General features: G+C 71.6%; 10 protein-coding genes and 1 tRNA gene. 1 reads left to right on the forward strand and 10 read right to left on the reverse strand.

The features are described from left to right. The first annotated feature begins 54 nt into the window (after positions 1-54). Positions 55-1,578, forward strand: a complete 1,524-nt coding sequence (locus ADL22_RS11750) for a serine/threonine-protein kinase (RefSeq protein WP_066976846.1) — start codon at positions 55-57, stop codon at positions 1,576-1,578. A gap of 76 nt (positions 1,579-1,654) precedes the next feature. Here ADL22_RS11750 and ADL22_RS11755 read toward each other — a convergent pair whose 3' ends face one another. From ADL22_RS11755 to dnaN, 10 genes are all read right to left on the reverse strand, one after another. Beyond that, a complete protein-coding gene (locus tag ADL22_RS11755; RefSeq protein WP_159048611.1) occupies positions 1,655-3,013 on the reverse strand; it encodes a hypothetical protein in 1,359 nt (452 codons plus the stop codon). A 191-nt stretch (positions 3,014-3,204) separates the two neighbouring features. Beyond that, positions 3,205-3,339 (reverse strand): DLW-39 family protein, encoded by a 135-nt coding sequence (locus tag ADL22_RS33780; RefSeq protein WP_003958712.1) that lies wholly within the window; start codon positions 3,337-3,339, stop codon positions 3,205-3,207. Between the two features lie 250 nt (positions 3,340-3,589). Beyond that, positions 3,590-3,663 (reverse strand) — tRNA-Ile (locus ADL22_RS11760). A gap of 99 nt (positions 3,664-3,762) precedes the next feature. Then, positions 3,763-4,434 carry a DUF3566 domain-containing protein gene (locus ADL22_RS11765; RefSeq protein WP_079064048.1) on the reverse strand — a complete coding sequence of 224 codons (672 nt, stop codon included), beginning with the start codon at positions 4,432-4,434 and terminating at the stop codon, positions 3,763-3,765. A 15-nt stretch (positions 4,435-4,449) separates the two neighbouring features. After that, a complete protein-coding gene (gyrA, locus tag ADL22_RS11770; RefSeq protein ID WP_066976852.1) occupies positions 4,450-7,074 on the reverse strand; it encodes a DNA gyrase subunit A in 2,625 nt (874 codons plus the stop codon). A gap of 50 nt (positions 7,075-7,124) precedes the next feature. Next, positions 7,125-9,179, reverse strand: coding sequence for a DNA topoisomerase (ATP-hydrolyzing) subunit B (gyrB, locus tag ADL22_RS11775; RefSeq protein ID WP_066976854.1), 2,055 nt, complete (start codon positions 9,177-9,179; stop codon positions 7,125-7,127). A 410-nt stretch (positions 9,180-9,589) separates the two neighbouring features. Then, the gene (locus ADL22_RS11780; protein WP_066976857.1) at positions 9,590-10,123 is read right to left on the reverse strand and encodes a DUF721 domain-containing protein; all 534 of its coding nucleotides are present in this window, start codon (positions 10,121-10,123) and stop codon (positions 9,590-9,592) included. Then, entirely contained in the window at positions 10,120-11,256 is a 1,137-nt protein-coding gene (gene recF / locus ADL22_RS11785; protein ID WP_066976860.1) for a DNA replication/repair protein RecF, read from the reverse strand. Before recF ends, ADL22_RS11780 begins: the two co-directional genes overlap by 4 nt. A 49-nt stretch (positions 11,257-11,305) precedes the next feature. Next, positions 11,306-12,184: a phosphogluconate dehydrogenase (NAD(+)-dependent, decarboxylating) gene (gnd, locus tag ADL22_RS11790; RefSeq protein ID WP_066976863.1), complete on the reverse strand. Its 879-nt coding sequence runs from the start codon at positions 12,182-12,184 to the stop codon at positions 11,306-11,308. 173 nt (positions 12,185-12,357) lie between these two features. Then, positions 12,358-13,488, reverse strand: coding sequence for a DNA polymerase III subunit beta (dnaN, locus tag ADL22_RS11795; RefSeq protein ID WP_066976865.1), 1,131 nt, complete (start codon positions 13,486-13,488; stop codon positions 12,358-12,360). Between the last annotated feature and the right edge of the window lie 895 nt (positions 13,489-14,383).

Here is a 14,383-nt window from a genome sequence, read left to right on the forward strand (position 1 = left end):
GGCCACCGGGGAGTTGGCCGTACGGAGACGTGATCCAGCGGCGGACGGGGCGCAATGGGTGAGATCTTCGCCGGTCGGTACGAGCTCGTGGACCCGATCGGACGGGGCGGAGTGGGCGCGGTCTGGCGCGCCTGGGACCACCGGCGCCGCCGCTATGTGGCGGCCAAGGTGCTGCAGCAGAGCGATGCGCACACCCTGCTGCGCTTCGTCCGCGAGCAGGCGCTGCGGATCGACCATCCGCACGTCCTGGCCCCGGCGAGCTGGGCCGCGGACGACGACCAGGTGCTGTTCACCATGGACCTGGTGCACGGCGGGTCGCTGGCCCATCTGACGGGGGATTACGGCCCGCTGCCGGCGCGGCTGGTGTGCACGCTGATGGACCAGCTGCTGGCCGGGCTGACCGCGGTGCACGCCGAGGGCGTGGTGCACCGGGACATCAAACCGGCGAACATCCTGCTGGAGGCGACCGGCACCGGCCGCCCGCATCTGCGGCTGTCCGACTTCGGCATCGCCATGCGCAAGGGCGAGCCGCGGCTGACCGAGGCCAACTACGTGGTGGGGACGCCCGGTTACTTCGCGCCGGAGCAGATGCTGGGCGCCGAACCGGACTTCCCGGCGGACCTGTTCGCGGCCGGGCTGGTGGCGCTCAGCCTGCTCACCGGCGCCAAGCCGGACACCGAGGCGCTGGTCCGCCGGTTCCTGGACCACGGCGGCATCCCGAACGCCCCCGAGGACGTGCCGGAGCCGCTGTGGCAGGTGCTGGCGTCGCTGCTGCACCCGGATCCGGACGCGCGCTTCAAGACCGCGACGGGGGCGCGGAAGGCGCTGCTGGCGGCGGCCGAGCTGCTGCCGGAGCTGACGCTGGAGGACGAGGTCGTCGAGGTCTTCGACCACATCGGGCCGCTGCCGGCCGGCTTCGGACCGGAGGGGCCGCTGCGCCCGGCGGAGGGCGGGGACGGCGCCACGGGGAGCAGCACGACGGTGGCGGCCGCCGGTCCCGGTGCGGCTGCGGGTGGCTCTCCTGAGCCCGGTGGGGCTGGTGGGGCCACTGGGCCTGGTGACGGTCGGCCGGGGGCGCCTGGTGGGCATCCTGGGGCCCCTGGCAGTGGTCCCTGGGTGCCTGGCGGTGGTTCCGGGGCCGGCGGTGGCACTGGCGCCTTCGGTACGGGGACGGGGGCAGGTGCCGGTAGGGCCCCCGGCTCGGATCCCGGGCCCGGCTCCCGCCCCGGCACCGCCGGCTTCCACCTCGCGCCGCCGGAGCCCGCGGTGCCGCCGCCACCGAGCACCCCGCCGTCCCTGCCTCCGCCGCCGCCCGGGCCGCCCCCGGTGGGCACCCCGCCGCGGGGAACCGTCCCGGCGCCGCCGGCGACCCGCCCGTACACCGCCGGCCGGCCCCCGCTTCCGGACCGGCCCCCGGCCGCAACCACCGGAACGACCGGGGCGGGCGGGGCGCCCGTGCCGGCTCCCGCGGGAGGCCCGGTACGGAAACCGGGACCGCCCCCGAAGGTCGCGGTCCCGGTCCTGATCGTGGCGCTGCTCTGCATCGCCATCGGCGTCTGGGCGCTGCTGGCCGGCTGAGGACGTTCGCCGGGCTGCCGGCCGGCGCGCACCGCGCCACCGCACCTCGTCGGCCACCGCGCCGCCCGACGCCCGCTCACCCCCGCCCGTACGCCCCGGCCTTCCGCCGGGCCACCACGTACGACAGCCCCAGGCCCGCGAGCAGCAGGACGCCCACCACGCCGACGGAGACCCCGGCGACCCGGATCGCGGGCCAGCCGCCCGTCGCGCCCGTGCCCGGGGAGCCCGTACCGCCGCCCTCCGCCCGGCTCCTGGCGGCCGCCTCCGGTCCGGCCTCCGCCCGGCCGAGGACGGCGACCCGCAGCACCACACCGACCGGCGCGTCCTTGGCGATCTCGGCGGCCCGGGCGCCGAGGGTCACCGCGATGGTGAAGTCGCCCGCGGCGTGGGCGGGTTTGATGTTGGACCGCGCCTCGTAGCGGTTGGTCCAGGAGACCGGCACCGTGCCCATGCTCAGCGAGGCCGCCCGCCCGTTGTACGGGACCTGCGGGTTGAACACCCCGGTGCCGTTGCCGACCGGCGCCCGGAACGGCGTGTAGACCTGGGTGCCGGCGAAGGAGTAGGGGGAGCCGTGGCCGGACCGCGGTGCGCCGGCGAACTCCACGTCGTACCGCAGCTGTTGGCCCCAGCCGACCGGCACCTTGTACCAGAGCGTCTGCCCGGGCAGGATCCGGTCCCGCCAGACGCCCGGGCCCAGCGGCCGGGCGTCGTTGAAGCCGGTGCCGCCGGCGGCGTCCCGGGGCGCGGTGGTGGGCAGTGCGGCGTCCTTGCCGCCGGCGCCGTAGTCCGCTGCCGGCGGTGCGGGGGTGGCGCCCTTCGCCAGCGGATGTTCCACGTGAAACATCAGCTCGACCGGCCAGCGCGCGGCGTCCGCTCCATGGGCCGCGTGGCGCTCGACCACCAGCAGATACCGCCCTGCCGTATCGCAGGTGCCGGTCCCGCTCCGCGTCGGGACGCGGCTGACGGCCGAGGTCAGCGGGGCGGCGCCCTCCCGCTGCCCGAACATGGCGGCGGCCGAGTCGCAGGTGCCGCTCCCACTGCGGACGATCTTGGTGGTGAGGGAGTCGACGAGATCGACGGAGGCACCGGACGGCGGCACCGCGGTCGCCGAGAAGTCCGCGGCCGACGCCGCGTCCAGATCGGCGGCGTAGTACCGCTTCTCGTTGGGCCCGATGCTGTCCAGATACTGCCCCGGGGAGAGGGCGGGCGCGCCCTGCTGCCCGGTCGCGCCGCGGATCGGCCGCCCCTGGAACCGGTAGCCCCGCGCGGCGAGTTGGCCGTCGCGCTGCACCTGGCGGACCGGCGACCGGGCGTCCGTGGCCCCGCCACCGCCGGCCGGCGACGGGGGCGCCGCGGCGGCCGGCACCACCGCCCCGGCCAGCGCCAGCAGCACCCCTCCGACCAGCGTCACCGTGCTGCGTGGTGGTCGTGCCATGTCCTCGTCGTCCCCCTCGCGTCCTGCCGGTCCCACCCCGGACCCCGGCGTCACCACCAGATGATTCGCTGCCGCAAATTACTCGTGTGCGATGGCAAACTCACAGGGCTCCGCCCGGCCCCGGTACGTACGAAACCCCGGCCGCCCTTGGGCAACCGGGGTCCATACGAACTGTCTGTGCTGTGTGGTGCTCACACACCCGAACCTGCGGGCACGGAGTCGGTCGCCTCCGTCCACAGATCCTGCTCGGCGCGATCCGCCTGGATCTGGCGGTACACGAGGAGCCCGCCGATGGCGGCCAGTGCGACCAGGAGAAGCTTCTTCACCGCGCGACCTCGTCTTTCGTTGACGTAGGGGACCCTTTGTCGGCCGATGATACACACCGGTCGATACCGATCGGTTATCTAGCCCGCGCCGGGCAACACCCCGTACGGAGGCGCCCGGCGGAGCTCAACTCCCGCCTCTTCCCAACGAATCGCACCGGGCCCGCGGTTCCCGCCCCGCCGAAGGCGCGGCGAAGGCGCGGCAAAAGCAGCGGCCCGGCCGGAGAATCCTCCGGCCGGGCCGTCTGGGCGGTGCGGCTACCAGGACTTGAACCTGGGGCCTCTTCCTTATCAGGGAAGCGCTCTAACCGTCTGAGCTATAGCCGCTCGTTCGCTGCACCGAAAGATTAGCGCACTTCAGAGGCGTTCCCAAAATCGGTTCCCGAAGCCCTGGGAACGCCCGGTGCCGGCGGCCCCCGCAGGGGCTCACTCGTCCTCCGCGAGGGTCAGCTCCACCCCGCCGACGAAGCCCGCGGAGAGGTTGTAGATGAACGAGCCGAGGGTGGCCAGCGCGGTCGCCAGCACCACGTCGATCACCGCGATGACCGAGGTGAACAGCAGCACCCGCGGCAGCGAGAGGAACGACTGGAGGTCGAAGCCGCCGCCCTCGGCGGAGCCGGTCGCCTCGCTGATCGTCCGGCCGACGGTGGAGAAGACGCCCATCGCGTCCATCACCATCCACAGCACCGCCACCGCCACCACCGTGCAGATCCCCAGCGCGATGGAGAGCAGGAAGCTCACCTTCATCACCGACCACGGATCCGTGCGGGCGACCCGCAGCCGGGCCTTGCGGGTGCGCGGGACCGTCCCGGCGCCCGTACGCGGCGCGCGCACGGCCGGTCCGGCCTCGTCCCTCCCGCCGCCCGTGCGGTACGCCTGGGGCGGCTCGTACGGCTGCTGTGCGCCGCCCCGCGGCTGCGGCTGGGGCTGCGGCTGCCGGGTACTGCTCATCGTTCCCCCCTCGTGGGCGTCCTCGCGGCGGGTGCCGCCGGACGCGGCGGAGCCACGGGCGCTGCGCTCCTTACCCGGTGCGGGTTCCTCCGCGGAGTCCGGTGTGACTCCCGTTCCACCCGCCGCAGCGCCCGTGGCTCCACTCACGCTCTACTCCTCGTGCTACTCCGCCGCGGACTGCTCGCCCCCGGCTGCGGTGGCCCCGGACTCCTCGGCCGCCCCGGTCTCCTCGGGCTCGCCGGCCCCGTCGACCTCCTCGGCCTCCCGGCCGGCCTCGGCGTTGCGCGCGATGCCGACGACGGCATCCCGCTTGCCCAGGTTGATCAGTTGGACGCCCATGGTGTCACGGCCGGTCTCCCGGACCTCGTTGACCCGCGTGCGGATCACGCCGCCGCCGAGCGTGATCGCCAGGATCTCGTCGGTGTCCTCGACGACCAGCGCGCCGACCAGCGAACCCCGGTCCTCGACGATCTTGGCGGCCTTGATGCCGAGGCCGCCGCGGCCCTGGACGCGGTACTCGTCGACCGCGGTGCGCTTGGCGTAGCCGCCGTCGGTGGCGGTGAAGACGAAGGTGCCGGCCCGGACGACGTTCAGCGACAGCAGCTCGTCGCCCTCGCGGAAGCTCATGCCCTTCACGCCGGAGGTGGCCCGGCCCATCGGGCGCAGCGCGTCATCGCTCGCGGTGAAGCGGATCGACTGGGCCTTCTTGCTGATCAGCAGCAGGTCGTCGGTCTCCGAGACCAGCTCGGCGCCGATCAGCTCGTCGCCGGTGCCGTCCTCCCGCTCGCGGAGGTTGATCGCGATCACGCCGCCGGAGCGGGGCGAGTCGTAGTCCTTCAGCGGGGTCTTCTTCACCAGGCCGGCCTTGGTGGCCAGGACCAGGTACGGCGCCGCCTCGTAGTCGCGGATCGCCAGGATCTGCGCGATCTGCTCGTCCGGCTGGAAGGCCAGGAGGTTGGCGACGTGCTGGCCGCGGGCGTCCCGCCCGGCGTCGGGCAGCTCGTACGCCTTGGCGCGGTAGACCCGGCCCTTGTTGGTGAAGAACAGCAGCCAGTGGTGGGTGGTGGAGACGAAGAAGTGGTCGACGATGTCGTCTTCCTTGAGCTTCGTGCCCCGCACGCCCTTGCCGCCGCGCTTCTGCGCGCGGTAGTCGTCCGTCTTCGTGCGCTTGATGTAGCCGCCGCGGGTGACGGTGACGACGATGTCCTCCTCGGCGATCAGGTCCTCGATGGACATGTCGCCCTCGAAGGGCACCAGCTGGGTGCGGCGGTCGTCGCCGTACTTCTCGACGATCGCGGCCAGTTCCTCGCTGATGATCTGGCGCTGCCGCTCGGGCGAGGCGAGGATCGCGTTGTACTCGTTGATCTTGCGCTGGAGCTCGTCGTGCTCGGCGGTGATCTTCTGGCGCTCCAGGGCGGCCAGCCGGCGCAGCTGCATCTCCAGGATGGCGTTGGCCTGGATCTCGTCGATCCGCAGCAGGCCCATCAGGCCCTCGCGGGCCACCTCGACGGTGTCGCTGCGCCGGATCAGCGCGATGACCTCGTCGATGGCGTCCAGCGCCTTGAGCAGACCGCGCAGGATGTGCGCGCGCTCCTCGGCCTTGCGCAGCCGGAACTTCGTCCGGCGGACGATGACCTCGACCTGGTGGGTGACCCAGTTGCGGATGAACGCGTCCAGCGAGAGGGTCCGCGGCACGCCGTCGACCAGCGCGAGCATGTTCGCGCCGAAGTTGGTCTGCAGATCGGTGTGCTTGTAGAGGTTGTTGAGGACGACCTTGGCGACCGCGTCCCGCTTGAGGACGATGACCAGCCGCTGGCCGGTGCGCGAGGAGGTCTCGTCGCGGACGTCCGCGATGCCGCCGATCTTGCCGTCCTTGACGAGGTCGGCGATCTTCTGGGCGAGGTTGTCCGGGTTGACCTGGTAGGGCAGCTCGGTGACCACCAGGCACTGGCGGTTCTGGATCTCCTCGACCTCGACCACCGCGCGCATCGTGATGGAGCCGCGGCCGGTGCGGTACGCCTCCTCGATGCCCTTGCGGCCCACCACCAGCGCGCCGGTGGGGAAGTCGGGGCCCTTGATCCGCTCGATCAGCGCGTCCAGCAGCTCCTCGCTGGACGCCTCGGGGTGGGCCAGCGCCCACTGCGCGCCCTCGGCGACCTCGCGGAGGTTGTGCGGCGGGATGTTGGTGGCCATACCGACCGCGATACCGGCCGAGCCGTTGATCAGGAGGTTGGGGAAGCGGGCCGGCAGGACCGTCGGCTCCTGGTTGCGGCCGTCGTAGTTGTCCTGGAAGTCGACGGTCTCCTCGTCGATGTCCCGGAGCATCTCCATCGACAGCGGCGCCATCTTGCACTCGGTGTACCGCATGGCCGCGGCCGGATCGTTGCCCGGGGAGCCGAAGTTGCCGTTGGAGTCGACCAGCGGCATCCGCATCGACCACGGCTGGGCCAGGCGCACCAGCGCGTCGTAAATGGAGGTGTCGCCGTGCGGGTGGTACGTGCCCATGACGTCGCCGACGACGCGGGCGCACTTGTAGAAGCCCTTCTCGGGGCGGTAGCCGCCGTCGTACATCGCGTACAGGACGCGGCGGTGCACCGGCTTGAGGCCATCGCGGACGTCGGGCAGCGCGCGCGAGACGATGACGGACATCGCGTAGTCGAGGTAGGAGCGCTGCATCTCCGTTTCGAGCCCGACGGGCTCGACGCGCATTCCGACACCTTCGATGGTGGCGGGGGCGCCCTCGGCGGTCACGCCGTCCGGGGTCACAGGGGGGTTCTCGTCGGCCATGGTGGTTCAAAGTCCTTTCGAGCTGCGGCTGGTGTGCGGGCCGACAGGGCTCAGATGTCGAGGAAGCGGACGTCCTTGGCGTTGCGCTGGATGAACGAGCGGCGCGCCTCGACGTCCTCGCCCATCAGGACCGAGAACAGGTCGTCGGCACGGGCCGCGTCGTCCAGCGAGACCTGGCCGAGCACCCGGTGGTCGGCGTCCATGGTCGTCACGCGCAGCTCCTCGGCGTTCATCTCGCCGAGACCCTTGAACCGCTGGATGGAGTCCTCGCGGGTCCGCTTGCCGTTCTGCCTGCCGCGCTCGAGCAGCGCGTCCCGCTCCGCGTCGGAGTAGGCGTACTCGAAGTCGTCCCGGCCCCACTTGATCTTGTAGAGCGGCGGGCGGGAGAGGTAGACGTGGCCGGCCTCGACCAGCGGCCGCATGAAGCGGAAGAGGAAGGTCAGCAGCAGGGTGTTGATGTGCTGGCCGTCGACGTCGGCGTCCGCCATCAAGATGATCTTGTGATAGCGGAGCTTCTCGATGTCGAAGTCCTCGTGCACGCCGGTGCCGAACGCCGAGATCAGCGCCTGGACCTCGTTGTTCTGGAGGATCTTGTCGACCCGGGCCTTCTCGACGTTGAGGATCTTGCCGCGGATCGGGAGGATCGCCTGGTACTCGGGGTTGCGGCCGGACTTGGCCGAGCCGCCGGCGGAGTCACCCTCGACGATGAAGATCTCGCACTTGGTCGGGTCGTTGGACTGGCAGTCGCTGAGCTTGCCGGGCAGCGACGCGGTCTCCAGCAGGCCCTTGCGGCGGGTCAGATCGCGCGCCTTGCGGGCCGCGACCCGGGCGGTGGCCGCCTGGATGCCCTTGCGGACGATGTCCGCGGCCTCGTTGGGGTTGCGGTCCAGCCAGTCGTTGAGGTGCTCGTGGACGACCTTCTGGACGAAGGTCTTGACCTCGGTGTTGCCCAGCTTGGTCTTGGTCTGGCCCTCGAACTGCGGCTCGGCCAGCTTGACCGAGATGATCGCGGTCAGACCCTCGCGGATGTCCTCGCCGGTGAGGTTGTCGTCCTTCTCCCGCAGCAGCTTCTTCTCGCGCGCGTAGCGGTTGATCAGGCCCGTCAGCGCGGCGCGGAAGCCCTCTTCGTGGGTGCCGCCCTCGTGGGTGTGGATGATGTTCGCGAAGCTGTAGACGCCCTCGCTGTACTGGGTGTTCCACTGCATCGCGAGGTCGAGGGAGAGCATCCGCTCCTTGTCCTCGGCCTCCACCGAGACGACCGTGGGGTGGACCAGCTCGCCCTTGCGGGAGTTGAGGTACTTCACGAAGTCGACGATGCCGCCCTCGTAGTGGTACCGCACCGAGAGCGGCTGCCCGTCCTCGTCGACGTGGTCCGGGCGCTCGTCCTTGAGCGTGATGGTCAGGCCCTTGTTGAGGAAGGCCATCTCCTGGAAGCGCCGGGACAGCGTCTCGAAGCTGTAGGTGGTGGTCTCGAAGATCTCCGGGTCGGCCCAGAAGGTGACCGAGGTGCCGGTCTCGTCGGTGGCCTCGTGCTGGGCCAGCGGGGCGGTCGGCACGCCCTGCTTGTACTCCTGGGTCCAGCGGTGGCCGTCCGTGCGGATCTCCACCGCGACCCGGGTCGACAGCGCGTTCACCACGGAGACGCCGACGCCGTGCAGACCGCCGGAGACCGCGTACCCGCCGCCGCCGAACTTGCCGCCGGCGTGCAGCACCGTCAGCACGACCTCGACGGCCGGCTTGCCCTCGGACGGGACGATGCCCACGGGGATACCGCGGCCGTTGTCGACGACCCGCACACCGCCGTCGGCCAGGATCGTCACGTCGATCGTGTCGGCGTGGCCGGCCAGCGCCTCGTCGACGGAGTTGTCGACGACCTCCTGCACCAGGTGGTGCAGTCCACGCTCGCCCGTGGAGCCGATGTACATACCAGGGCGCTTACGGACCGCGTCCAAGCCCTCGAGGACGGTGATCGCGCTGGCGTCGTACGACGTCTCCGCCGAGGAGTCGCCCACGGCGCCGGCCGAACCCCCCTCTTCGGTAGAAGCCATGTTGTTCTCGTTGAGGTCGCCGGAGTCGGCCACGAAGCGCCCTTTCTGGCACAGCACGAGCCCTTCCGCACCTGCTGGGATCTCCCCGGGAAGGACAGGTGGGAGCGGCTCGTCGTTCGACTTGTTCCGCGAGTGGGCGGGATTGCTACCAGTGTACCGGTGGCGCTGACACTCATGGGGGTTTGCAGGCGCCTGAGTCGTCATGTGCCGCCCTGAACTGACGTCCGCCGACTCCCCATATGTGAGACGGGGCCCCAGGACGCTCACACCGGCACTCAGCGCTTCGGGCTGTCAACCGCCGGCTACCGTGAGCGGAGTCTCTTCCGTCACACGTCTTTACCGCTCTCGTACGACTGTGCGCTGTTTCACGTGAAACAGCGCGTGACCGGCCGCGGGAACGGCGGAGGGGGCGATGTTTCACGTGAAACACCGCCCCCTCGCCACGCCTTCCGCGCCCCGGCCGGGCCTCAGCCGTAGGTGTCGCCGGGGCCCCTGCTGCCCGGCGCGCGCAGCGGTCCGTACCGGCGGGCGGGGCCGCCCGGCCCCAGCACCTTGATCATCTTGACCGAGCCGTGGCCCAGGTCCTGATTGAGGCGGGCCACCAGCTGCGGGGCCAGCAGCCGCAGCTGCGTCGCCCAGGCCGTCGAATCGCACTGCACCGTCAGGACGCGGGCCTGCTCGTCGTACCGCTGCGGCTCGCAGTGCTGCGCCACCTCCGGGCCGACCAGCTGCGGCCAGCGGCCCATCACCCCGCCGACCGCCGCCGGGGTCTCCCAGCCGCGCTCGGTGATCAGCCGGCTGATCGCGGCGCCCAGCGGCAGCGGGTCCCGGCCGTCCGCCCGCGCGCCCGAGCGGAGCCCGCCGCGGCGGGCCTGCTTTCGCTGCTGGACCGCGGCACCACGGGCCCGGGCCTGCTCCTTGGCGGCCACCAGCGCCTGGCGGGCCAGGTCAACGCCGGACAGCTCGGGGGCCTTGGGCCCCTCCGGTCGCGGTTCGGTCACCGGTCCGCCCTCTCCACCGTGCCGCCGGAGACCGCGTACCGGGCGCCGGCCAGCACGTCCGGCACGTCGTCGTCCACGGCCGCCGTCACCAGCACCTGCTCGCCCGGCGCGACCAGCTCCGCCAGCCGCTCCCGGCGGCGGGCGTCCAGCTCGGCGAAGACGTCGTCCAGCACCAGCACCGGCTCATTGCCCTCCGCCCGCAGCAGCTCGTACGACGCCAGCCGCAGCGCCAGGGCGTAGGACCAGGACTCGCCGTGGCTGGCGTAGCCCTTCGCGGGCAGCTGCCCGAGCTTGAGCAGCAGATCGTCCCGGTGCGGGCCGACCAGCGTCACCCCGCGCTCGATCTCGCTGCGCCGGGCCTCGCCGAGCGCCGCCAGCAGGACCTCGTACAGCTCCTCGCGGCTGGTGGCGGTGGCCATCGCCGCGCCGGCCGAACCGCGGTACTCCAGCCCCAGCGGGCCGCCGCCCGGCGCCAGCTGCTCGTACGCCTTGTCCGCCAGCGGCCCCAGCGCGGCGATCAAGTCGAGCCGCTGGGCCAGGAGTTCGGCACCCGCCCGGGCCAGGTGCTGGTCCCAGACGTCCAGCGTCGACAGGTCCATCTGCCGCCCGCCGTGCCGCCGGGCCAGCGCCGCCGTCTTCAGCAGGGTGTTCCGCTGCTTCAGGACGCGGTCGTAGTCGGAGCGCACCCCGGCCATCCGCGGCGAGCGGGCGGTGATCAGTTCGTCGAGGAACCGCCGGCGCTCGCCGGGGTCGCCCTTGACCAGCGCCAGGTCCTCCGGCGCGAACAGCACGGTCCGTACGATCCCCAGCACATCGCGCGGTCTGACCTGCGACGATCTGTTGATCCGGGCGCGGTTGGCCTTGCCCGGGTTGAGCTCCAGCTCCACCAGCTGCTGCCGGTCGCCCTGGACGACCGCGGCCCGGACGATCGCGCGGTCCGCGCCCATCCGCACCAGCGGCGCGTCCGAGGAGACCCGGTGGCTGCCGAGCGTGGCCAGATAGCCGACCGCCTCGACGAGGTTGGTCTTGCCCTGCCCGTTGGGCCCCACGAACGCGGTGACGCCCGGGTCGAGCGGGACCTCGACCCGGGCGTACGAGCGGAAGTCGGCGAGGGACAGGTGCGTGACGTGCATAGCTGTGCGCCGACCTCCCCCGGCTGCTGAGCTGTTGTGCGGGTGGTGCTTACTTCGTGCTCTCGACCGCGTGGCCACCGAACTGGTTACGCAGCGCGGCGATCATCTTCATCTGCGGCGAGTCGTCCTGGCGGGAGGCGAAGCGGGCGAAGAGCGACGCCGTGATCGCCGGCAGCGGCACGGCGTTGTCGATCGCGGCCTCGACCGTCCAGCGGCCCTCACCGGAGTCCGCGGCGTAACCGCGCAGCTTCTCCAGGTGCTCGTCGTCGTCGAGGGCGTTGACGGCCAGGTCCAGCAGCCAGGAGCGGATGACCGTGCCCTCCTGCCAGGAGCGGAAGACCTCGCGGACGTTCTCCACGGAGTCGACCTTCTCCAGCAGCTCCCATCCCTCGGCGTACGCCTGCATCATCGCGTACTCGATGCCGTTGTGGACCATCTTCGCGAAGTGGCCGGCGCCGACCTTGCCGGCGTGCACCGAGCCGAAGTCGCCCTCGGGCTTGAGCGCGTCGAAGACCGGCTGCACCTTGGCGACGTCGTCCTTGGAGCCGCCGTACATCAGCGCGTAGCCGTTCTCCAGGCCCCAGACGCCGCCGGAGACACCGCAGTCCACGAAGCCGATGCCCTTGGCCGCCAGCTCCTCGGCGTGCTTCTCGTCGTCCGTCCAGCGGGAGTTGCCGCCGTCCACGACGAGGTCGCCCGGCGAGAGCAGCTCGGCCAGCTCGTCGATGGTCGACTGGGTGGCGGCGCCGGCCGGCACCATGACCCAGACGACCCGGGGGCCCTGGAGCCTGTCCACAAGCTCCTTGAGGCTGCCCACATCGGCCAGGTCGGGGTTGCGGTCGTATCCGATGACGGTGTGGCCGGCGCGGCGAATGCGCTCGCGCATGTTGCCGCCCATCTTGCCGAGACCGACGAGACCGAGCTCCATCAGAGACCCTCTTTGCACATAGTCGTTGCTGTTCGTACCCGAGTCCGAGCCTACGCCCGGGACCCTGTGCACAGCTGTGGGCTCAGCCGCTCATCGGGGCCTGTCAGCCGGTCGCCGCAAGGCCCCGGCGCAGCGGCCGGGGCCCGGGTCGGTACGAGAGCCGTCCGCCGCCGTCAGCCGGAGAGGCGGACGGGCATGATCAGGTACTTGTAGGCGTCGTCGGCCTCGGCGTCCTTGGCGGGGCGGCCGCTCAGCAGCGCGGGCTTGGTGGAGGTGGTGAACGACAGCTGGGCCACCGGGGAGTCGATCGCCGACAGGCCCTCCAGCAGGAAGCCGGGGTTGAAGGCGATCGAGATGTCGTCGCCCTCCAGGTCGGCGTCGACCCTTTCCACAGCCTGTGCGTCGTCGCTGGAGCCGGCCTCCAGGATGAGCACGCCCTGCTCGAAACTCAGCCGGACCGGGGTGTTCCGCTCGGCGACCAGCGCGACACGCTTGACGGCCTCGACGAACGGGGCGGTCTCGATCACCGCGACGGAGTTGAACTCCGTGGGGAAGAGGGTGCGGTACTTCGGCAGGTCGCCTTCGAGCAGGCGGGTGGTGGTCCGCCGCCCGGCGCCCTCGAAGCCGATCAGGCCCTCGCCCTGCCCGGAGCCGGAGAGCGCCAGGGTGACGGTGTCGCCGCCGCTCAGCGACTTGGCGGTGTCCAGCAGTGTCTTGGCCGGGACCAGCGCGACCGCGGAGGCGTCCGGGCTCTCCGGCTTCCACAGGAACTCGCGGACCGCGAAGCGGTAGCGGTCGGTGGAGGCCAGCGTGACGGTGTCGCCCTCGATCTCGATCCGCACGCCGGTGAGCACCGGCAGCGTGTCGTCGCGGCCGGCGGCGATCGCCACCTGGGCGGCGGCCGCGGCGAAGACCTCGGCGGAGACGGTGCCGGTGGCGGTGGGCATGGCCGGCAGCGAGGGGTACTCCTCCACAGGCAGGGTGTGGAGGGTGAAGCGGGAGGAGCCGCAGACCACGGTCACCCGTACACCGTCGGTGGAAATCTCCACCGGGCGGTTGGGGAGGGCCCGGCAGATGTCGGCGAGCAGCCGGCCGGAGACGAGGACGGTGCCCTCCTCCTCCACCTCGGCCTCCACCGAGACCCGCGCCGAGACCTCGTAGTCGAAGCCCGAGAGGCTCAGCGCGCCGTCGTCGGCCTTCAGCAGCAGGCCCGCGAGGACGGGCACCGGCGGACGGGCCGGGAGGCTCTTGGCCGCCCAGGCCACTGCCTCCGCGAGTACATCGCGCTCCACCCGGATCTTCACCGGAAACCGCCTCCTGCTGTTGCTGGCTCTCGCCCTGCTGGCTCTTCGTCGTCGTCGGCTGGGTTGCCGCCAGACCAGTCTGACGTACGCCGCGGGGAGCCCGTGCGGCTCGGGGTCAAGTCGGCTCGGACGGAGCGGCGCGCTCCGGAGCCGGGTTGTGCACAGGGCCCGGTTCCGAGCGAATTCCCCGGTTGATATCCGTGGTCGTAGTAGTAGGCCCTGTGGAAACGGTGGACAACTCACTTTGCGCAGGTCAGCGCGGATTTTTTGTCCACCGGCCCTGTGGGTGGCCGCCGTGGATAACCCGGCCCGGCTGTGGATCGCCGGAAGTTCTGCACACCCCGTGCACAGGGCAGGGGCACTTCTCCCCAGTGCCGTCCCCAGGTTTACCCACGTTCCCCACAGCCCAACCCACCGAGTCGGTGTGACCGCTTTCACTCGCGGCAGTGAGGAGGGGTGTTGTGTTGCCGAACAGTGGACAGCGGTGTGGAGAAGCCGGCGATCACTGGGGACAACGGCGCTTCTCCTGTGGGCGGCCGGTGGACAACCCGCCGCCACTCCTGTGGACGAAGAGTCTGTCCACAGCCTGTGGATGACGGTTGGCCACAATTCCACACCCGGCTGACCTCGCAGGATGATCCTTTGAGGGCCCGGCCTGTGGATCCCACAGGGATAACTTTCCCCTCCCCAGCCTGTGGACGGAAGATTCTTGCCCAATCTGTGGAGAGAGGCCGTGACCTCGCCCGGAATCGAACAGCGCCGGGCGGCTTCCACAGGCTCGGGACGGCGGCGGAGGGCGCCGACACCGTCCCGGACCGGCCGCGAGCACCTCCGGAAGCCGTCCCCACGGGGTCTTCCGGGGCCGTAGGACGCCTCTCCACCGCTGTACGACGCG

This window comes from Streptomyces sp. NRRL F-4489, assembly GCF_001509485.1.
GTDB lineage: Bacteria > Actinomycetota > Actinomycetes > Streptomycetales > Streptomycetaceae > Streptomyces.

What these genes read in the sequence shown, in the direction of transcription:
- ADL22_RS11750 (WP_066976846.1), top strand. Translation starts at nt 55, where the DNA reads ATGGGTGAGATCTTCGCCGGTCGGTACGAGCTCGTGGACCCGATCGGA.
- ADL22_RS11755 (WP_159048611.1), bottom strand. Translation starts at nt 3,013, where the DNA reads ATGGCACGACCACCACGCAGCACGGTGACGCTGGTCGGAGGGGTGCTG.
- gyrA (WP_066976852.1), bottom strand. Translation starts at nt 7,074, where the DNA reads ATGGCCGACGAGAACCCCCCTGTGACCCCGGACGGCGTGACCGCCGAG.
- recF (WP_066976860.1), bottom strand. Translation starts at nt 11,256, where the DNA reads ATGCACGTCACGCACCTGTCCCTCGCCGACTTCCGCTCGTACGCCCGG.
- gnd (WP_066976863.1), bottom strand. Translation starts at nt 12,184, where the DNA reads ATGGAGCTCGGTCTCGTCGGTCTCGGCAAGATGGGCGGCAACATGCGC.